Source organism: Antiquaquibacter metalliresistens (assembly GCF_029211225.1).
GTDB lineage: Bacteria > Actinomycetota > Actinomycetes > Actinomycetales > Microbacteriaceae > Rhodoglobus > Rhodoglobus metalliresistens.
The window spans coordinates 481793-501201 of record NZ_JARGEM010000003.1 but is presented as its reverse complement, the minus strand read 5'-3'; the positions used below and the strand labels follow the sequence as shown (position 1 = coordinate 501201).

General features: G+C 67.8%; 20 protein-coding genes and 1 tRNA gene. 9 read left to right on the top strand and 12 right to left on the bottom strand.

Going from position 1 to position 19409, the window contains the following annotated elements:
- The first annotated feature begins 680 nt into the window (after positions 1 to 680).
- The 6 genes from PYV02_RS08085 (at position 681) to PYV02_RS08060 (ending at position 5624) form a co-directional block, all read left to right on the top strand.
- On the top strand, positions 681 to 1289 hold the full coding sequence (locus tag PYV02_RS08085) for a hypothetical protein (protein WP_275757933.1): 609 nt from the start codon (positions 681 to 683) through the stop codon (positions 1287 to 1289).
- Positions 1286 to 3067 carry a type IV secretory system conjugative DNA transfer family protein gene (locus PYV02_RS08080; RefSeq protein WP_275757930.1) on the top strand — a complete coding sequence of 594 codons (1782 nt, stop codon included), beginning with the start codon at positions 1286 to 1288 and terminating at the stop codon, positions 3065 to 3067. Before PYV02_RS08085 ends, PYV02_RS08080 begins: the two co-directional genes overlap by 4 nt.
- Positions 3068 to 3149: 82 nt before the next feature.
- Positions 3150 to 3614, top strand: a complete 465-nt coding sequence (locus PYV02_RS08075; protein WP_275757929.1) for a single-stranded DNA-binding protein — start codon at positions 3150 to 3152, stop codon at positions 3612 to 3614.
- A gap of 15 nt (positions 3615 to 3629) precedes the next feature.
- The gene (locus tag PYV02_RS08070) at positions 3630 to 4193 is read left to right on the top strand and encodes a hypothetical protein (protein WP_275757927.1); all 564 of its coding nucleotides are present in this window, start codon (positions 3630 to 3632) and stop codon (positions 4191 to 4193) included.
- The gene (locus PYV02_RS08065) at positions 4190 to 4408 is read left to right on the top strand and encodes a helix-turn-helix transcriptional regulator (protein WP_275757925.1); all 219 of its coding nucleotides are present in this window, start codon (positions 4190 to 4192) and stop codon (positions 4406 to 4408) included. Before PYV02_RS08070 ends, PYV02_RS08065 begins: the two co-directional genes overlap by 4 nt.
- Before the next feature lie 61 nt (positions 4409 to 4469).
- Positions 4470 to 5624: a tyrosine-type recombinase/integrase gene (locus tag PYV02_RS08060; protein ID WP_275757923.1), complete on the top strand. Its 1155-nt coding sequence runs from the start codon at positions 4470 to 4472 to the stop codon at positions 5622 to 5624.
- A gap of 196 nt (positions 5625 to 5820) precedes the next feature.
- On the opposite strand, the gene PYV02_RS08055 is transcribed toward PYV02_RS08060, so the two are convergent.
- Positions 5821 to 5894: transfer RNA gene (locus tag PYV02_RS08055), tRNA-Pro, on the bottom strand.
- 150 nt (positions 5895 to 6044) lie between these two features.
- Between PYV02_RS08055 and PYV02_RS08050 the strand changes: the two genes are divergently transcribed.
- Both PYV02_RS08050 and PYV02_RS08045 read left to right on the top strand, forming a co-directional pair.
- Entirely contained in the window at positions 6045 to 6518 is a 474-nt protein-coding gene (locus tag PYV02_RS08050) for a nitroreductase family deazaflavin-dependent oxidoreductase (protein WP_275757921.1), read from the top strand.
- Positions 6519 to 6700: 182 nt separating this feature from the next.
- Complete coding sequence (locus PYV02_RS08045; RefSeq protein WP_275757919.1) at positions 6701 to 8158, top strand: MDR family MFS transporter; 1458 nt, start codon at positions 6701 to 6703, stop codon at positions 8156 to 8158.
- 541 nt (positions 8159 to 8699) lie between these two features.
- On the opposite strand, the gene PYV02_RS08040 is transcribed toward PYV02_RS08045, so the two are convergent.
- The 11 genes from PYV02_RS08040 to PYV02_RS07990 form a co-directional block, all read right to left on the bottom strand.
- Positions 8700 to 9182, bottom strand: coding sequence for an NUDIX domain-containing protein (locus PYV02_RS08040; RefSeq protein ID WP_275757917.1), 483 nt, complete (start codon positions 9180 to 9182; stop codon positions 8700 to 8702).
- On the bottom strand, positions 9179 to 10687 hold the full coding sequence (gene der / locus PYV02_RS08035) for a ribosome biogenesis GTPase Der (protein WP_275757915.1): 1509 nt from the start codon (positions 10685 to 10687) through the stop codon (positions 9179 to 9181). Before der ends, PYV02_RS08040 begins: the two co-directional genes overlap by 4 nt.
- The gene (cmk, locus tag PYV02_RS08030; protein WP_275757913.1) at positions 10684 to 11343 is read right to left on the bottom strand and encodes a (d)CMP kinase; all 660 of its coding nucleotides are present in this window, start codon (positions 11341 to 11343) and stop codon (positions 10684 to 10686) included. The genes der and cmk overlap by 4 nt, the downstream gene beginning before the upstream one ends.
- Positions 11340 to 12422: a prephenate dehydrogenase gene (locus PYV02_RS08025; RefSeq protein WP_275757911.1), complete on the bottom strand. Its 1083-nt coding sequence runs from the start codon at positions 12420 to 12422 to the stop codon at positions 11340 to 11342. The genes cmk and PYV02_RS08025 overlap by 4 nt, the downstream gene beginning before the upstream one ends.
- Complete coding sequence (locus PYV02_RS08020) at positions 12419 to 13204, bottom strand: pseudouridine synthase (protein ID WP_275757909.1); 786 nt, start codon at positions 13202 to 13204, stop codon at positions 12419 to 12421. The genes PYV02_RS08025 and PYV02_RS08020 overlap by 4 nt, the downstream gene beginning before the upstream one ends.
- Complete coding sequence (scpB, locus tag PYV02_RS08015; RefSeq protein ID WP_275757907.1) at positions 13191 to 13778, bottom strand: SMC-Scp complex subunit ScpB; 588 nt, start codon at positions 13776 to 13778, stop codon at positions 13191 to 13193. Before scpB ends, PYV02_RS08020 begins: the two co-directional genes overlap by 14 nt.
- Positions 13768 to 14607 carry a segregation and condensation protein A gene (locus PYV02_RS08010; RefSeq protein WP_420833602.1) on the bottom strand — a complete coding sequence of 280 codons (840 nt, stop codon included), beginning with the start codon at positions 14605 to 14607 and terminating at the stop codon, positions 13768 to 13770. Before PYV02_RS08010 ends, scpB begins: the two co-directional genes overlap by 11 nt.
- The gene (locus PYV02_RS08005) at positions 14591 to 15496 is read right to left on the bottom strand and encodes a ParA family protein (protein ID WP_420833601.1); all 906 of its coding nucleotides are present in this window, start codon (positions 15494 to 15496) and stop codon (positions 14591 to 14593) included. Before PYV02_RS08005 ends, PYV02_RS08010 begins: the two co-directional genes overlap by 17 nt.
- Before the next feature lie 129 nt (positions 15497 to 15625).
- Positions 15626 to 16528, bottom strand: a complete 903-nt coding sequence (xerD, locus tag PYV02_RS08000) for a site-specific tyrosine recombinase XerD (protein ID WP_275757972.1) — start codon at positions 16526 to 16528, stop codon at positions 15626 to 15628.
- Between the two features lie 8 nt (positions 16529 to 16536).
- Positions 16537 to 17172 (bottom strand): NUDIX domain-containing protein, encoded by a 636-nt coding sequence (locus PYV02_RS07995; RefSeq protein WP_275757903.1) that lies wholly within the window; start codon positions 17170 to 17172, stop codon positions 16537 to 16539.
- Positions 17173 to 17180: 8 nt separating this feature from the next.
- Positions 17181 to 18887 (bottom strand): CTP synthase, encoded by a 1707-nt coding sequence (locus PYV02_RS07990; RefSeq protein ID WP_275757901.1) that lies wholly within the window; start codon positions 18885 to 18887, stop codon positions 17181 to 17183.
- Between the two features lie 106 nt (positions 18888 to 18993).
- Here PYV02_RS07990 and PYV02_RS07985 point away from each other — a divergent pair, with 106 nt between their 5' ends.
- Entirely contained in the window at positions 18994 to 19407 is a 414-nt protein-coding gene (locus PYV02_RS07985) for a hypothetical protein (RefSeq protein ID WP_275757899.1), read from the top strand.
- Positions 19408 to 19409: the final 2 nt, after the last annotated feature.

Here is a 19409-nt window from a genome sequence, read left to right as displayed (position 1 = left end):
ACCTACGAAGCCGCCTACGCGGCGACCGCGTCCGCTACCCTCGCGGAAGCGGCATAACCGAACCGACACCGTGTCCACGATCAAGGGTCAAGGCCCGAATTCGGGGCGGCAACTGTTCGCCCCACTGACACAGTCTCAGTACCAGCATGGTGCGCAAAAGATCAGGTAGAAGGTTGCCCGGAAGCCGGACGCCCACCGGAACTCCTGCCGCGGAATGACACACCGGTGCCGACGCGTGCGGTTCCGGCAGGCGGACATTCCCGTAAGACCCACCCGAGAAAATGCCCGATCAAGGGACGCTATACGCTACAGCGGATCCGGTGATGAACTACTCGCCGGGTCCGGCCAGTCTGCTTACTTACCCGTGCCCCGCGCGTGGGTGTTCTTCGTGTGGGCGAGGCTGTCGGAGTCGCTGCCGGTTTCGATGTTGTTGCCACCGAAGGTGAGACGGTCCACGATCGCAGCACAAAGCGCGGATCAGTGAGAGTCTTCGTTCAGGCGGAGAACGAATCGAACCCCAACGGGTTCCCCACGAAGCTGGTCGGACTATCTCGACTGTGACCGATCTGCGGGCGGTGATTGACTCCTTTGACGCACAGCGATAGCACGCGGTCTAGCCTGGGCTCCCCCGGCGAACGATCAAAGCCAATACGAGAATCCTCGGTCCGGAAGTTGTAGACGTGACCGTCGACGGTCACGCCCAGCCCGTACCTGGAGTGCATGGAGCAATGGCGCGAGTACCCGCGCACCTCTATGGCATGAGCAATAGCCCTGCAGGAACGCCACCCGGATCGCCCATCGCTTTCCCCCTCGCAGTCATCACGGTCAGCGAGCGCGGAACCATGAACGTCAGCTGCAATGGGCGCGACTTCCCGCCTCCAACGACGGATGCCTCTTGGAGTCGGGCACGCTTTGGTGATCTTCTCGACGCAATCTCCGAACACCGCTCTCGCACCGTTCGAGTTGAGGTGCACGAGTTCGATGGCTCGGTGTTCACCGACATCGTCCATGCGGTGCGACGAGAGCAAGCCATCGCGGACGTTCAGTCGCCCAGCACGATACGGCGAGCGCGTCATCGCCCACCGGATCAGCTGATCGAGGTCACCGGGTCCGGATTCGTCCCTGGCGAGGATGTCACCGTCGCGCTGTCGGTCTCCAGTACTGAAGGATCCGCTGACGGGAGCGCTCGTGCGGTGATCGATGTGAGGCAACTCGTGGATCACCGATCGGAGATATTGCTCATCGGACGCGTCTCCGGCGTCATCGTCACCGAATCTTTGCGATCGTGAGCACCCCAGACGGTCAGGGTCGGGGTTTCGGCGATGAGTTGACCAACTTCCTGATGATCGCGTTGATCGCAGTCTTCGGGGTCGCCGTCGTCTTGCGGGCTGCGGGTTCCGTTGCGGCATTTCTCTCTGGCGCTGCGCAACCTCAGGTCGGGATTGCAGGCGGGGTCGCCCTGCTGTTCAATCCGACGAACCCGGCCGAGGTGCTGCAGGCGCACGATCTGAATGCAATTCTCTACTGGTCGATTGCAGTACCGCTGCTCCTCATTCTCGGCAGCGCTATCGGGTGGGCTTGGGTCCGTTGGCGTCGGCACTCACACAACGTCGATACCGATCCACGTCGGCTCGCGGGAACTGCCAGCAGTCACGAAGTCGTAACCAGTGCGTCGGCGAAGGCGCTCCTGCGCCGAGCCGTGACGCTTCGCCCTTCACTGGAACAGCCAGAACCCGCGGACGTGGGCTACCTGCTCGGGCGCTCGCACGGCAAGCAGGTGTGGGCCAGCGTCGAAGACTCGATCCTTCTCATCGGCCCGCCGCGTTCGGGTAAGGGTCTGCACATTGTGATCCCGGCGATTCTCGATGCGCCGGGCGCAGTGGTGACGACGTCGACCCGGCCCGATAACCTGACGGCAACGATGCGCGCACGCGAACGGGTCGGTCCGGTCGCCGTCTTTGATCCTCAGCATCTTGCTGAAGGCGTCTCCTCGGGGCTGCGGTGGTCGCCCATTCGGGGGTGTGAAGACCCGCTGACCGCGATGATTCGCGCGACGGGTCTCGCTGCGGCCACCGAGCTGTCAGCTGGCGGCGTCGAGGGTGGAGGATTCTGGGAGGGAAAGACGCGCATCGCTCTGCAGGCGCTCCTTCACGCGGCCGCGCTCGATCATCGAAGTCCGGCTGAGCTGTTCCGATGGACTCTCGACCCATCGGCAGCCGCCGAAGCTGTCGCCATCCTGACGGGCTCATCGCTGGCAGCCACGGGGTGGGCAGATTCGCTGGAGGCAACGCTCGACGCCGACCCGCGCACGCGCGACAGTATCTGGCAGGGTGTTTCGCTCGCATTGTCGGCGCTGGCCGACCCCAGAGTGCTGGATGCTGTCAGCCCGGCGGAAGGCGAGCAGTTCGATCCCGAGAGTTTCATCCGTGACCGTGGCACGCTTTATCTTTTGGCGACCGGCGTTGGGGCCGGAAACAGTGCAGCTCTCGTCGCAGCTCTCGTTGAAGACCTTGTCGAGACCGCCCGTCGCATGGCTGCTCGATCACCCGGCGCACGGCTCGACCCGCCACTGCTGTTTGCGCTTGACGAGATCGGAAACCTTGCGCCGCTACCTTCGCTGCCCACACTCATGGCGGAAGGAGGGGGCACAGGCATTACAACGATGCCGGTGCTCCAATCCCTTGCTCAGGCGCGGGACAAGTGGTCAGAGAACAAGTCGGCAGCGATCTGGGACGCCAGTATCGCGAAGATCATCCTCGGCGGCGCCTCGAACTCACGAGATCTCCAAGACCTTTCCACGCTGATCGGCGAACGCGACGAGTTCACCGACTCCGTCACGCTCGGTGACCATGGCTCGCGCTCGAACCAGCGTTCCATCCGTCGCGTACCGATCCTGCCGCCCGACCGCATTCGCATGTTGCCGTTTGGCACCGGGGTCATCTTGCTCCGGTCGGCGCCCCCCATCATCACTGACCTCCACCCCTGGCCCAAGCGCTCCGACGGCCAACAGCTCAAAGCAGACCGTGCGGCAGTTGAGTCGCTGTTGGAACGCCCTGCAACGCCATGATCCGCGCTGGGGCGCAGCGCGCACCTGTCTGTTGCAGCAGCCATCACATCCGATGGCCACCCCAACAGATCAAGGAGTCGTCATGTCCATCGACACCCAGCAAGCCATCACAGGATTCATCGCGACCGAGCCCCGTCTGACCTACACCGAGGACGGCACCGCGCGGTTCTACGCGCGGATCGGCATAGAGCATTCGCAGCAGACGCCAGACGGAAGTTTCACGCAGCTCGACCCGTCCTTCCACGACATGAGTGCCTTCCGCCGCGCAGCCGAAGAAGGAGCCGCGCGATTCCACAAGGGCGACAAGTTCATCGCCACCGGGCGCGTGCGCGAGTACAGCTACGAGAAGGATGGCCAGAGCGTCGCAGCCGAGGAGTTCATCGTGTCCCGCTTTGGTCACGACGTAGCGCGCACCCAATACGAGGTCGATCGCGGACCCCATCGCGACAGCAACATGCGTGAGTCGACCGGTCGTGATGCCTCCCCTTTTGAATCCCCCGCCCGAACACGAGCGCAGTCAGATGTCGCTCCTGCGGTCAGCATCTGAGCAGGAGCGGTCATCATGAGTGACTTCGTTCCCACAGCTGAAGCACACGAAGGGCGCGACGAAGATGACTACGACGAATCGCTGGTCGCTGAACCACCGCATCCGATCAACTGGAATCTCCTCACCGCGAACGACGCGGAAGTCGAGTGGCTGGAGCTGAATCGCTGGGTCGACTGGCTCCGCCGCAGGTACGGACTCCCAGCCGCAGTGATCCCGCCCTACTGGCATCGTCACCCCGAGCTCGTGTGGGAGCTGTCAGCGCTGCATCTGCACTGGCTGTGCGCCTACGACCCCAACCAAAACGGATCCGCACCGCTGGGGTGGCATCGCGACTTTGCGGATGCTCGCCTCCGCCTCCGGGACTGGGTAGCTACTTCCGGGACTCGACTCGATCGTGATCGCCCCACACGGCAAGCCACCTGGCCCGGGGAAGAGCCGCCTACTCCCTCCGAAGAAGCGATGATCACCGACCGGGAAGCCGACTTCGTTGAGTTCGTCGTTGATGACGTTCAGCGACGTCAAGCGGCTGAGGACGAGTTCTACCGTTCGCTCGGCGATCCTCCGCAGGAGGAGTCATGAGCAACGCAGCCGAAGCGACCGCGCCCGTCTCGCCATTGCTGGATAGTCGAGAAGTCGCCTCGTACCTGAAGGTCTCCGAATCGACACTGTCTCGATGGCGCTCCGCGGAGACCGGACCACCATTCATCAAGCTCGGCGGTATTGCCCGGTACCGGCTCGAAGCGATCGACGAATGGCTGCAGAAATTGGAGCCGCACCATGGCTCGCCCAACTGAGCCAATGCCTGAGTCCTCACCCCGACCGGTGCCGCCGATCGGGGTGAGGATCTCCACCGACATGGAACGACGCTCCTACGGGATTCGAGCGCGGGCACGCTGGACCGATCCGCTCAACAAGCAGCGAGTGATCCGTACCGAGATCGTGAAAGACGAGGCAACCGCACGGGCATTCTTCGAAACGCTCCGGAACTCTTCGGTCAAGGGCATGGACATCTCCATGACCCTCCTGGAGTTCTTCACCTCGATCGACGATCGATGGGCACGAGGCCTCGATATGACCTCAACCGGCGACAACTACCGGTACGGTCTTCGGCTCCGAGTGCTCCCGGCGCTCGGCCATCTGCCCGTCACGCAGATCACGGCTGGAATGATCGACCGCACGATTGATGACTGGGAGAAGCAGTACGGCGCATCGACGATCAAGAACACCATCGCGCCACTCGTGCGGGTGCTCGACGAAGCCGTTCGCGATGGCCTGATCACAATCAATCCCGCCAAGCACCGTGCGAAGCGGAGTCTCCACAGAAACGCCTTCCGAATCCAACCGGCCGAAGATGCTGCCCCGCGCACGCACGCGATCCCTGACCTGCAGAAGCTGAACCAGCTCGCCTCCGCCTGCGGCACCGTCCACCAGTCCTATTCAGACTTCGTGATGCTCGCCGCTCTACTGGCAGCACGTTCTTCAGAAGTCTCCGGACTTCAAGTCGGAGACGTGGACTTCACAAAGAACCTCGTCATCATCAGACGACAGGTCTTTCCCGGCAGGGGCGGCCTCATCACCAAACCAACCAAGAGCCGCAAGGAGCGTCGCGTGCCGATTCTCGACCCACTCCGGCCGGTCCTGAAACGACTCTGCGCGTTCAAGCAAGCGGACTCACCACTCCTCGTCGGTCCACGGGGCGGCTTCCTCACGACGGCCACCGTTCGCGACGCCACCAGCTGGGACCAGGTTGTTGCTGACCTCGGCCTGCCGAACCTCACCCGACACGGTCTCCGACACACCGGCGCCACCTGGCTCGCCGACGCCGGGGTTCCCCTCCATGTCCTCCAAGAGATCCTCGGACACGCCTCAATCGAGACCACTCGCGGCTACCTCCACCCCGATGACCGCCACCTCGCCTCCGCCGCAGAACAGGCCAACGCCTTCCTCAGCAGAGACACTCCTCGGAACCCATCGCGACGATCACGGCAGGGCACGGGACGCGGGCTATGAGCGGCTCCGTCGCCGATTTTTACCGTTCTGGTCCCCTTTTGGTCCCCTTATCCACAGACAGGGCATCGCGACGGATTCTGTCATCCACAGGTCGACCACGCCTACCTGTCCAGGGGGACCAGAGGGGGACCAGAGAAAACGACGTTCAGAAACAACAAATCCCTGATGAAAATTGCTTCTCATCAGGGATTTTCTGTCGGGCTGACAGGATTTGAACCTGCGACCCCTTGACCCCCAGTCAAGTGCGCTACCAAGCTGCGCCACAGCCCGTGGCATCATTTTTCAGTTGTTCGGGCCGACCGAAGAGTGGTAAACCACTTAACCCCCAGTCAAGTGCGCTACCAAGCTGCGCCACAGCCCGTGACAACCCGTCGAGTCTAGTCGATGCGAGGAGGGTCGTTGTGCGTGCAGAATGGGCGGGTGCTGCCACGATTCATGCGACCCGCCGTGTCCGCGATGTCGCGCACGTGGGTGTTCCGCACGGTGGGGCCCCGGGTGATGCCGACGCTGGAGCGCGGGGCGCGGGTGTTCACGCGCGGACGCACGCCGATCAGCGGGGCGATCGTGCCATCCCTGGTACTGCACACGCTGGGAGCCAAGACGGGTGAGCCGCGGCGCATCGAGCTGATGTACTGCCCCGACGGGGTGGACATGCTCGTCACCGGCAGCAACTTCGCGCGCGACACGCACCCGGCCTGGACGTTCAACCTGCTCGCCCACCCCGACGTGTTCGTCGAGGTGAAGGGCAAGCGCATCGACGTGACCGCGGTGCCGGTGCCTGCGGAACTGCGCGAGGAGACTTGGGTGCTGCTGGAACGCAACTGGCCCGGATATCGCGGCTACGAGCGCACGGCCGGTCGCGAACTGCGCATCTTCCGTCTCACCCCGCGCTGAGTTCACCCGATGTTCGCGCGAGGCGAACGCATCCGGGCCGAAACCGCAACACCGATGTCGGGGGAATACGACAGGATGTTCACAACGTTCACTTCCGAGCGGGCCGGGCTGCCCGCATCCCCATTCCTCGCTCCATCTCCACCACTCAACACACCGACGGGACCGTTTTGACCGATCACGCCATGTCCACCCAGCCAGAGACCGAACTGGCTCCAGACCACCGCGGCCGCAACCGCCTCGTCATCAACCTCATGCTCGTGGCGACCTTCGTCGTCTTCCTCAACGAGACCGTCATCGGTGTCGCCATCCCCAAGATCATGGTGGCGCTCGACATCGAGGAGAGCACCGCGCAGTGGCTGTCCACCGCGTTCATGCTCACGATGGCCGTCGTCATCCCCACCACCGGTTGGCTCATGCAGCGCCTGAGCACCCGCACCGTGTTCATCCTGGCGATGAGCCTGTTCACCGCCGGCACCGCGATCGCCGCGATCGCACCCGGCTTCGAGGTGCTGCTCGCGGGCCGCATCGTGCAGGCCTCCGGCACGGCGATCATGATGCCGCTGCTGATGACCACCGTGATGACCCTCGTGCCGCCGCACGAGCGCGGCAAGACCATGGGCAACATCTCCATCGTCATGTCGGTGGCACCGGCCGTCGGCCCCGCCGTCGGCGGACTGATCGTGCAGGCGCTCGAGTGGCGCTTCATCTTCATCCTCGTGCTGCCGATCGCCATCTTCGCGCTCGCGCTCGGCGCCGCCCGGGTGAAGAACGTCACCGAGCCGCGCACGGTGCCGCTCGACGCGCTCTCGGTCGTGCTCTCCGCGTTCGCGTTCGGCGGGCTGATCTTCGGGCTCTCCAGCCTCGGCGAGGCCGTCTCCGGGCACGCACTCATGGCACCGTGGATCCCCCTGACGGTTGGCGGCGTCGCGCTCGCGCTCTTCATCCTGCGCCAGGTGCAGTTGCAGCGTCGGGAGCAGGCCTTCCTCGACCTGCGCACGTTCCGGGCCCGCGGATTCAGCGTCTCCATCGTGCTGATGGTGATCATGATGGGTGCGCTGTTCGGCACCATCATCATCCTGCCGATCTACACGCAGGACGTGCTCGGGCTGGAGCCCGCCGTCAGCGGCCTGATCCTCGTGCCCGGCAGCCTCATGATGGGCTTCGCGGGGCCGATTATCGGCCGGCTCTACGACAAGGTCGGCCCGCGACCGCTCATCGTGCCCGGCGCGATCATCGTCAGCGCCGCACTGTGGACCATGACCACCTACGGCGAGAACACGCCGTGGGGCCTGGTGCTCGCCCTGCACATCGTGCTCTCGGTCGGGCTCGCGCTGATGTTCACGCCGCTGTTCACCACGGCGCTCGGCTCGGTCAAGCCTGAGCTGTATTCGCACGGCTCCGCCACCATCGGCACCGTGCAGCAGCTGGCGGGCGCGGCCGGCACCGCGCTGTTCATCGCGCTGCTGACCATCGGCAAGGTGGGCGCGGCCGAAGCGGGCGCAGGGGATGTCACGGCCCTGGCCACCGGAATCCACACCGCATTTCTCGCCGGCGCGATCATCTCGCTGGCGGCGATCGTCGCGGCATGGTTCGTGCCGAAGCCCGAGAGCGAGTTCGGCCCGCAGCCCGGAGCGCACTGACGTCGGCGGGCGTGCCCGGCCATGCGCTGGGCACGCCCGCCATTCCGGGCACGCCCGCTGTTCCAGGCACGCCCGACCCTCACTCCTCGCACCCGACGTCGCACCCGACGTCGCGTGGCCACACGTCGCTCGACCCGCCTCGCCGGCGTTCCCTCGCCTCGCCCGGCCCACGCATCACGCACGTCGTCGCGACTCTCGCTTCGCCGACCCACGCCTCGCACACGTCGGCGCGACTCGCCGTACTCAGGACTGTCTCCTGAGTTCGGTACCGCGACGTGGCGTCTAGTGCTGCGGCGCCGCGGGTGTGGTGCGGATCTGCGGTCGCCGTGGTGGACGCTGAGCGCCGAATGCGGGCACCGCGCGCAGATGTTCAAGAGCTGTACTCAGGAGAACGTCCTGAGTTTCGCGAACGATCTCAGGGCATGCACCGGGCACCGGGCACGCGCTGGGTGCCGTGCCTTCCCGACGTGCCGACTCACGGCCCCAGACCGAGTGTGCGCGACCGGTCCGGCCCGCTGCGGGATGCGGGCCCGAAACAGCCCTAGACCAAGTGCTCCCGCAGCGCGGGCCACGACGCCGCGAATCCGGGGTGCAGCGGCATCCCGGCCACGTCGTCCAGCCCCACCCACGCCAGCTCCTGGCTCTCCGCGTCGGCGATCACCGGCTCGAAGAACTCGGTCGCCTCCACAATCACCGTCGTGTAGCTCCAGAATCCGAGGTCGTGCACGGACTCGTGGATGACCCGCAGCCCATCCCGAGGCACGGTCGCCTCCTCCGCGGCCTCACGCACCGCCGCATCCACCGCCGACTCGTCGAGTTTGCGCGCTCCGCCGGGCAGGCCCCAGGTGCCGCCGAAGTGGCTCCAGACCGCACGCAGTTGCAGCAGCACGCCGGCATCCCGATGCCACGCCAGCAGCCCCGCGGCCCCGAAACGTCCCCAGAACTTCTCGCCGTTCGGGCCGTGCACCCACTCGTCGCCGAGCTCGTGCTGCCTGCGCGGCAGGTTGTTCGGGGCGCCGCTCACCGCTTGCGCCTCTCACGCACCCGCATGTTCACGTTCACGGGACTGCCCTCGAAGCCGAAGATCTCCCGCAGCCTCCGCACGATGAACCGGCGGTACTGCGGGTCGAGGAAGCCGGTCGTGAACAGCACGAACGTCGGCGGGCGGGTGGCCGCCTGGGTGCCGAACAGAATGCGCGGCTGGCGCCCGCCGCGCACCGGGTGCGGGTGCTCTTGGGTGAGCTCGGCGAGCAACGCGTTGAACTTGCCGGTGGGGATGCGCGTGTCCCAGCTCGCCAGCGCCACCTCGAGCGCGGGCACGAGCTTCTCCAGGTGCCGGCCGGTCTTCGCGGAGATGTTCACGCGCGGCGCCCAGGAGACGTGGGCGAGGTCGCGTTCGATCTCCTTCTCCAGGTAGATGCGGCGTTCCTCGTCGAGCAGGTCCCACTTGTTGTAGGCGATCACGAGGGCGCGACCGGACTCGAGCACGAGGTCGATGATCTTCAGATCCTGCACGCTGATCGGCTCGGTCACGTCGATGAGCACGACGGCGACCTCCGCCTTCTCCAGCGCCGCACTCGTGCGCAGCGTCGCGTAGAAGTCGGCACCCTGTGCCAGGTGCACGCGGCGGCGGATGCCGGCGGTGTCGACGAAGCGCCACACCTTACCGCCGAGCTCGATCTGCTCGTCCACTGGGTCGCGCGTGGTGCCGGCCATCTCGTTGACGACGACCCGCTCCTCCCCCGCGGCCTTGTTCAGCAGGCTCGACTTGCCCACGTTCGGTCGACCCAGCAGCGCCACGCGACGCGGCCCGCCGACCTCCTCCTTGGCGACCGCCGAGACCTCCGGCAGCACCGTGAGCACAAGGTCGAGCACGTCGGCGACGCCCCGGCCGTGCAACGCGGAGACCGGATGCGGCTCGCCGAGCCCCAGGGACCACAGCGCCGCCGCCTCCGGCTCCTGCCGGACGTCGTCCACCTTGTTGGCGACGAGGATCACGGGCTTCTTCGTGGAGCGCAACAGCCGCACGACGCGCTCGTCGGTCGCGGTGGCGCCGACCGTGGCATCCACCACGAACAGCACCGCGTCGGCAAGGTCGATGGCGATCTCGGCCTGCGCGGCGACAGCGGCGTTGATGCCCTTCGCGTCGGGCTCCCAGCCGCCGGTGTCGACGATCGTGAAGCGCCGGTTGTCCCATTCCGCCTTGTAGTTCACGCGGTCGCGCGTGACGCCCGGGGTGTCCTCCACGACCGCCTCACGGCGGCCCAGAATGCGGTTGACGAGCGCGGACTTGCCCACGTTCGGCCGGCCCACGATCGCGAGCACGGGGAGGGCGGGCAGGTAGACGATCGCGTCGGGGTCGTCGGTCGCGGCGTCCAGGATGTCGAGGTCTTCGTCGTCGAGGTCGTACTCGGCAAGCCCCGCCCGCAGAGCGTCGGCGCGCTGCGCGGCCTGTTCGTCGTCGAGCGAGCGCACGCGCTCGGCGAGCTCGGTGTCGAGCTCTGGGAAATCGTCGTCCTCGTCGTTCACGAGGCCTCCTTCACGAGGTTTACGACGGCCTGCACGGTTGCGTCGAAGTCGAGATCGGTCGAGTCGAGAGTCGTCACGCCGGTTGCTGCTGTCATGAAGTCCACCACACGTGAGTCCTGTTGGTCACGCGCGGCGATCGCCTGGCCTGCCGCGGCGGCGTCCGCGCCGGTCAATTCCGCGGATCTGCGGGCGGCCCGCGCCTCCTCCGAGGCGGTCAGCAGGATGCGCACGGTCGCGTCCGGAGCGACGATCGTGGTGATGTCCCGCCCCTCCACCACGATGCCGGGCCGCGGGGTGCCCGCGATGATGTCGCGGAAGATGCCGGTGAGATGCGCGCGCACCTCGGGGATGCGCGCGACCGCGCTCACCCGGGCCGTGACGCGCGGCTCGCGGATGTCGCCGGTGACGTCCTCCGCACCCACGCGCACGAAGTAGCCGTCGGGATCGGTGCCGATCGCGTAGGCGAAGCCGGGCAGCGCCTCCACCACCTCGGCAGCATCGAGTGGGTCGAGACCCTGTTCGATGCAGTACCAGGCGAGCGCGCGGTAGGCCGCGCCGGTGTCGAGGTAGTCGAAGCCGAGCACGCGCGCCGCGGCACGCGACACGCTCGACTTGCCACTGCCGGCCGGTCCGTCGATGGCTACCACCGTGGTCATGCGTACGCCTCCGCGATCTTCCAGCCGCGCGCCGTCAGCTCGGTCGCGAGCCGCTGCTCGACCTCCGGCAGCACGGCGATCTCCGCCAGGCCCACCTGCGCGCCCGGCGAATGCTCCAGGCGCAGGTCCTCCATGTTCACACCGAGCTCGCCGATCTCGGTCAGCAGCCGGGCGAGCTCGCCCGGCCGGTCGTCGACGAGGATCACGAGCCGACTGAAGTGCTTGGCCTGCCCGTGCTTGCCGGGGATGCGCGCGACCCCCGTGTTGCCTGCGGCGAGGGTCTGCGCGATCGCCCGGCGGGCGCCGGCGGCCTCGGGGTGCTCCAGTGCGGCGAGCACGGCATCCAGGTCGGCGCGCAGCGCGGTGAGGATCTCGGCGACGGGGGCCGCGTTCGCGCCCAGGATCTGCACCCACAGTTCGGGATCGCTGGCGGCGATGCGGGTGGTGTCGCGCAAGCCCTGCCCGGCGAGACCCACTGCCGCATCGCTCGCGCCGGTCAGTCGGGCGGCGAGCAGGCTCGCGACCACCTGCGGGGCATGCGAGACCAGTGCGACCGAGTCGTCGTGCTCCTCGGTGCTCATCGACACCGGGATGCCCCCCAGCTCGAGCACGAGGTCTTCCACCGCACGGCGGCGTGCCCCCGCCCCACCGGTGATCACCCAGGGCCGCCCGAGGAACAGATCGGCGCGCGCGGAGATCGCTCCCCCGCGCTCCCGGCCGGCCAGCGGATGGCCGCCGATGTACCGCGCGACGTCGGCGCCGGCCGCTTCGAGCTCGGCGAGGATGCCGGACTTCACGCTCGCGACATCCGTCACCGTGGCGTTCGGCCAGGCCGCGAGTTCGGCGGCGATGACCTCGGCCGCGGCATCCGGCGGCACCGCGACGACGACGAGTGCTGGGTCGTCCCCCGCGGCGGCGGCGCGACCGGCGCCGTAGTCGATGGCCAGTCCCAGGGATGCCCGGGAGGCGTCGTGCAGGATCACGTCGACCCCGCGCGCGGTGAGGCCGTGGCCGATGCTCGCACCCAGCAGTCCGGCGCCGACGACGCGCACCTGAGCGTCGATGCGGCTCTCGGTCACTGCTGGTCTCCGTGCGGTCGGGGTTCGGCCTCCCTCGCGATGGTGAGGAGTTCGCCGAGTTCGAGTGTAGTGAGGTCGCGAGTGCGCCCGATCCCGAGGCTGCCGAGGTGCAGCGGCCCGAAGGAGCGGCGCACCAACTCGAGCACGGGGTGTCCGACCGCGTCGAGCATACGGCGCACGATGCGGTTGCGACCGGAGTGCAGGGTGATCTCGACCATGGAGGTGCCGCCGGATGCCGGGGCCAGCATCCGCGCCTTGTCCGCGGCGATCGGGCCGTCGTCGAGTTCGATGCCCTTGACCAGCTTCGCGATGGTCTGCGCGCTCACCGCGCCGGAGACCTTCGCGATGTAGGTCTTGGCGACGCCGAAGGAGGGGTGGGCGAGCACGTGGGCGAGCTCGCCGTCATTGGTGAGCACCAGCAGGCCGGACGTGTTCGCATCGAGGCGTCCGACGTTGAACAGCCGCTCCTCGTAGTCACGGGTGAACTCGCGCAGGTCGGGTCGGCCGCTCTCGTCGGCCATCGAGCTGACCACGCCGACCGGCTTGTTCAGCATGATGTAGCGCCGAGTGGGGTCGAGCTGGATCGCCGTGCCGTCGACCGTGACGCGATCGGTGGGCAGCACCCGGCGGCCCGGCTCGCGCACGACCGCGCCGTTCACGCTCACCCGGCCCTGGGCGATGAGGTCCTCCGAGGCGCGCCGGGATGCCACACCCGCCGCCGCCATCACCTTCTGCAGTCGCTCGCCCTCCGCCGAGGCACCGAGCCCGCTAGCGTCGCTCATCGAAGCCTTCCGAACCGTCTTCGAGCAACGGCGAGATCTTCGGCAGCTCGTCGATCGAGTTGATGCCCAGCTGCACGAGCAGCAGATCGGTGGTCTCGTAGTGGATCGCGCCGGTCTCGGGGTCGGTGAACGCCTCGGTGATGAGCCCGCGGCCCAGCAGCGTACGCACCACCGAGTCGACGTTGACGGCGCGGATGGAGGCGATCGCGCCGCGGCTGATCGGCTGCTTGTAGGCGATCACGGCGAGCGTCTCGAGCGCGGCCTGACTGAGTCGGCTGGGGCTCTGGGTGAGCACGAAGTCCCGCACGATGTCGTCGTGCTCGGCACGCACGTAGATGCGCCACCCGCCGCCGACCTCGCGCAGCTCGAAGCCGCGGCGCGGCCCGCCGGCCTCCCCGTCGTAGTCGGCGACGAGTCGTTCGATGGTCTGCCGCACCGCGGGCACGGGCGCGCTCAGCGCGGTGGCCAGCGAGACGAGGGTCTGCGGCTCGTCCACGACCATGAGGATCGCCTCGAGCGCGCGCTCCAGGTCGGCTGCGGTGCGCTCGGGGGCGTCGATCTCGTCAGTTTCCATAGTCCGCTCCGAGGTTGGCGAGGCTGTCGTCCGACCAGTGCTCGGCGGACCAGTGGATGGTCAGGTCGCCGAGCGGTTCCAGCTGCTCGAATCCGATGAACGCTCCACGGTACAGCTCGAGCACCGCGAGAAAACGCGCGATGATCACGCCTTTCTGGTCGGCGCCGGCGATCAGCTGCCGGAACGTCATCGGCTCCCCGCGTCGCAGCATCGCGACCACGTGGGCGGCCTGTTCGCGGATGCTCACCAGTGGCGCGTGCAGGTGGTCGAGTCCGACCGAGGGGATCTCCCGGGGGGCGAAGGCGAGCGCGGCAAGCGCGGCGAAGTCGTCCACCGTGAGCGTCCAGACCAGCTCCGGAGTCTGGGTGCGGTACTGGTCTTCGAGCCGCACGGAGCGCACGTGACGCGTCGACTCGGCCTCGAGGTGACCGTGGAACCACTGCGCGACCTCCTTGAACGCGCGGTACTGCAGCAGCCGGGCGAACAGCAGGTCGCGCGCTTCGAGCAGCGCGACATCCTCGGCGTCCACGAGTTCGCCCTGCGGCAGCAGGCCCGCCACCTTCAGGTCGAGCAGGGTCGCGGCGACCACGAGGAACTCGCTGGCCTGCTCGAGCTCCTCGTCGGTGTCGAGACCGTGCAGGTAGGCGATGAACTCGCCGGTCACTTTCGACAGCGACACCTCGGTGATGTCGAGCTCGTGCTTGGCGATGAGCGAGAGCAGCAGGTCGAACGGACCGTCGAAGTTGGACAGCGAGACGGAGAACCCGGCAGCTTCGGCCTCGGCGCCGCCCGCGTCATCCACTCGCGTGTCGCTAGGCGACGGCGCCACGGTGGATCAGTTCTCTGGCCAGTTGGCGATAGGACTCCGACGCCGAATGGTCGGGGGCGAAGCTCGTGATCGGCGTGCCCGCGACGCTCGCGTCCGGGAACTTCACGGTGCGCCCGATCACCGTCTCGAGCACCTCGTCGCCGAAGGTCTCGACCACCCGGTCGAGCACCTCGCGCGAGTGCAGCAGGCGCGGGTCGAACATGGTGGCCAGGATGCCGTCGAGCTTGATCGCGGGATTGAGCCGGTCTTTGACCTTCTCGATCGTCTCCACGAGCAGGGCGACGCCGCGCAGCGCGAAGAACTCGCACTCCAGCGGGATGAGCACGCCGTGCGCGGCGGTGAGGGCATTCACCGTGAGCAGACCGAGCGAGGGCTGGCAGTCGATGAGCACGACGTCGTACTGGTCGCTCACCTTGCGCAGCACGCGGGCGAGGATCGTCTCGCGGGCGACCTCGTTCACGAGGTGCACCTCGGCCGCGGAGAGGTCGATGTTGGCCGGGATCACGTCGAGGCCCGGGGTAGCGGTGTGCACGATCGCATCGGCCGGGTTCGCGACCGTGCCCAGGAGCAGGTCGTAGATCGTCGGCACGTCGTGGGTGGGCACGCCCAGGCCCGCGGAGAGCGCGCCCTGCGGGTCGAAGTCGACGGCGAGCACCCGCCTGCCGTACTCGGCGAGCGCGGCACCGAGGTTGATCGTGCTCGTGGTCTTGCCGACCCCGCCCTTCTGGTTGCACAGGGCGATCACGCGCGCGGGGCCGTGGCCGCGCAGCGGCGGGGGCTCCGGGAACTTCGTCTGCGGACGGCCGGTGGGCCCCATCACCACGGGCGCTTCGGGTGCCGACGCCTCGAGCCCCGGCAGTACCGCCGAGTCGTCGCGTTGGGCCGTCATGCATCGAGTGTACGTCCGCGCCCCCGGCGTACCCCGGGCGCACACGCGCGGGGTGCACGGGGTCGTCTCACCCTCTGGTTGAGGTTTGGACTCGGTATCCGCCCGTGCCCTTGCCTGTCGCTGCAGCACTCACCGCGCCCGCGGGTGCGACACCTGGTACATGTCGCGCAGGGTGTCGGCGGTGACCATCGTGTAGATCTGCGTCGTCGCCACCGAGGAGTGCCCGAGCAACTCCTGCACCACGCGCACGTCGGCACCGCCGGCCAGCAGGTGCGTCGCGAACGAGTGCCGGAAGGTGTGCGGCGAGATCTCGATGCCGAGCTTCGCGCGCTCTGCCGCCGCCCGGATGATCAGCCACGCGTTCTGCCGCGACACCCGCTGCCCGCGCACTCCCAGGAACAGCGCGGGCGTCGCCACACCGCGCACCGACAGCACCGGCCGGGCCCGCACGAGATAGGCCGCGATCGCCGCCTGCGCGAAGCTGCCGACCGGCACGATGCGCTGCTTGCCGCCTTTGCCGAACAGGCGCACGACATCCGGCTCGATCATGTCGTCGACGTTCAGCGCCACGGCCTCGGAGATGCGCGCTCCGGTCGCATAGAGCAGCTCGAGCAGGGCCTTGTCGCGCAGCGCCACCACGTCGTCGCCATCGGTGGCGGCGAGCACGGCGGCCATCTGCTCGATCGAGATCGCCTTCGGCAGCCGCATCGGCAGCTTCGGCGGCTTGGCATCGGCCGCGACATCCACCTCGACGATGCCCTCCTCCGCGAGGAACCGATGCCAACCGCGCACCGACGAGAGCATGCGGGCGACGGATGACGCGGCCAGCGGCACCTCGCGCGTGCGCAGTTGCGCGGCGAACCCGGTGACCTCCGCCGCGGTGATCGCCTCGGGCGCCGACACCGACCGCTGCGTCAGCCACTCGAGGTACGCCTCGAGATCGCGCCGGTAGGCCTGCACGGTGTTCGCGGAGAGCCCGCGTTCGATCGCGACATGCCGCAGGTACTTGTCGACCGCGACCGCGAGCTGCATGGCGCCGCTCAGATCCCGCGGTTGAGCGGATGCCACGGCCACGGCGCGTCCGCGGGCGCGAGCGTCGACCACTCGCGTGCGCGGCCCGCCTGCGCCGCCAGCAGCGCGATGGAGGTGATCGCGTTCTGCACGCGCCGCTCGAGCACAGCATCCACCGCATCGTCAAGGCTCACCCACCGCAGCTCGATGCCGGCCTCCTCCTCGGTGCGGGCGTGCACCTCGGGGGCCGCGCTCAGGCCGCGGGCCAGGTAGACGCGCAGCACCTCGGAGTTGCCTCCCGGCGAGGTCCAGAAGTCGCTCAGCACCGCCCAGTGCTCGGCGACGAGGTCGGCCTCCTCGGCGAGCTCGCGGCGCGCCGCCGTCAGCGGCGGCTCTCCGGCGATGTCGAGCAGGCCCGCCGGCAGTTCCCAGTCGCGTGCGCGAATCGGATGCCGGTACTGCTTGATGAGCAGCACCTGCCCCTCGTCGTCCATCGCCAGCACGGCGACCGCACCGGTGTGCGCGACGAACTCGCGCACGATCTCGGCGCCGTCGAGCACGAAGCGCTCGCGTCGCACGTCCCAGACGGCACCCTCGAACACGCGCTCGCTCGAGAGCACATCGACCTCGACCGGGTCGTCTTCCAGCGGCGGCCGCTCAGACATGCACGTGCTCAGACATCCGCCGACTCGGGCACCTCGGGCACCTCGAACAGCCGGCTCGCCTGCTGGCGCTCCAGTGCCGCGGCGACGAGCCCGCGGAACAGCGGGTGCGCCCGGTTCGGGCGGGAACGCAGCTCCGGGTGCGCCTGGGTTCCAACGTAGAAGGGGTGCACCTCGCGCGGCAGCTCGACGAACTCGACGAGGGTGCGGTCGGGCGAGATTCCGGAGAACACGAGTCCGGCATCCGCGATCTCGTCGCGGTAGGCGTTGTTCACCTCGTAGCGGTGACGGTGGCGCTCGGCGATGCGCTCGGAGCCGTACAGTTCGGCCACGATCGACCCGGGTGCCAGCGCCGCCTCATAGAGGCCGAGCCGCATGGTGCCGCCGAGGTCGCCGTGATCGATGATGTCCACCTGCTCGGCCATCGTGGCGATCACCGGGTACTCGGTCTCCGGGTCGAATTCGCTGGATGACGCGCCGGTCAGCCCCGCGACATCCCGCGCATACTCGATCACCATGCACTGCAGGCCCAGGCACAGCCCGAGGGCCGGAATGCCGTTCTCGCGGGCGAACTTCAGCGCCCCGAGCTTGCCCTCGATGCCGCGCACACCGAAGCCGCCCGGTACGACGATGCCCTCGAGGTCGGCGAGCGAGCGCGCAGCGCCCTCCGGGGTCTCGCACTCGTCGGAGGGCACCCAACGGATGTTGACCTTGGCGTGATTGGCGAAGCCGCCGGCCTTCAGTGCCTCGGTGACCGAGAGGTAGGCGTCGGGCAGGTCGATGTACTTGCCGACGAGGCCGATCGTCACCTCGTAGGTGGGGTCGTGCACCGTCTTCAGCAGGTCGCGCCAGCCGTCCCAGTTCACCTCGCCGGCGGGCAGACCGAGCTGCTCGATGATGTACGCGTCGAGGCCCTGGGCGTGCAGCATGGTGGGGATGTCGTAGATGCTCGGCACGTCGACGGCGTTGACCACGGCGGCCTCATCCACGTCGCACATGAGGGCGATCTTGCGCTTGTTCGATTCGGAGACGGGCCGGTCGCTGCGCAGCACGAGCGCGTCGGGCTGGATGCCGATGGAGCGCAGGGCCGCGACCGAGTGCTGGGTGGGCTTGGTCTTCTGCTCCCCCGAGGCGTTCATGAACGGCACGAGGCTCACGTGCACGAAGAACACGTTCTTGCGGCCGAGTTCGTGGCGCACCTGCCGGGCCGATTCGATGAACGGCTGGCTCTCGATGTCGCCGACGGTGCCGCCGATCTCGGTGATGATCACGTCGGGGGCGGTCTCGCCGTTCGGGCCGGGTTGCGCTTGCAGTCGCATCCGTCGCTTGATCTCGTCGGTGATGTGCGGGATGACCTGCACGGTGTCGCCGAGGTACTCGCCGCGGCGCTCCTTCGCGATCACCTGCGAGTAGATCTGGCCGGTGGTGACGTTGGCGGCCTGATCGAGATTGATGTCGAGAAAACGCTCGTAGTGGCCGATGTCCAGGTCGGTCTCGGCGCCGTCGTCGGTGACGAAGACCTCGCCGTGCTGGAACGGGTTCATCGTGCCCGGGTCGACGTTCAGATAGGGGTCGAGCTTCTGCATGACCACTCGTAGTCCGCGAGCGGTGAGGAGGTTGCCGAGACTGGCGGCGGTGAGGCCCTTACCGAGAGAGGACACCACCCCACCGGTGACGAAGATGTGCCGCGTTGTGACCGTGTCCGTTTTGTTCACCACGGGGTTTCATCCTATCCCGACAGATCGTCGCGGTGCACCGACGCGCGGTGCGCCGTGGGCGAAACCCGGTGCACACCCCACGATCAGACCTGAGTAGCATTCACCCATGAGACCGTACCGGTTGGCGACACTCCTCGTCGCGCTGCCGCTGCTGGCGGGCTGCACCACGAACGTGGCCACGACCACGACGCCGGGCGTGCCGGAGGGCCTCGACGCCGACCAGAGCCTGCTCAACGGGCTGCCGCTGGCCGCCTGGCTCGACGACGAACGGGCGGCCCTCGCGGTCGTCACCTTCGGCTCGAGTTCGTGCCCACCGGTCCCGACCTCGATCGCTCGCACGGATGACGCCACCATCACCATCTCGTTCGTGCGCTCCCCCAACACGCCGTGCACCGCCGACCTCGCCGCGACGACGCACGAGTTCGCCACCCCCGACGGCATCGCACCGCAGGTCGACGTCACCGCCGAGCTGAACTTCGAGAACAATCAGGTCTACACCGTGCAGGTGCAGGGGCGGTAGCG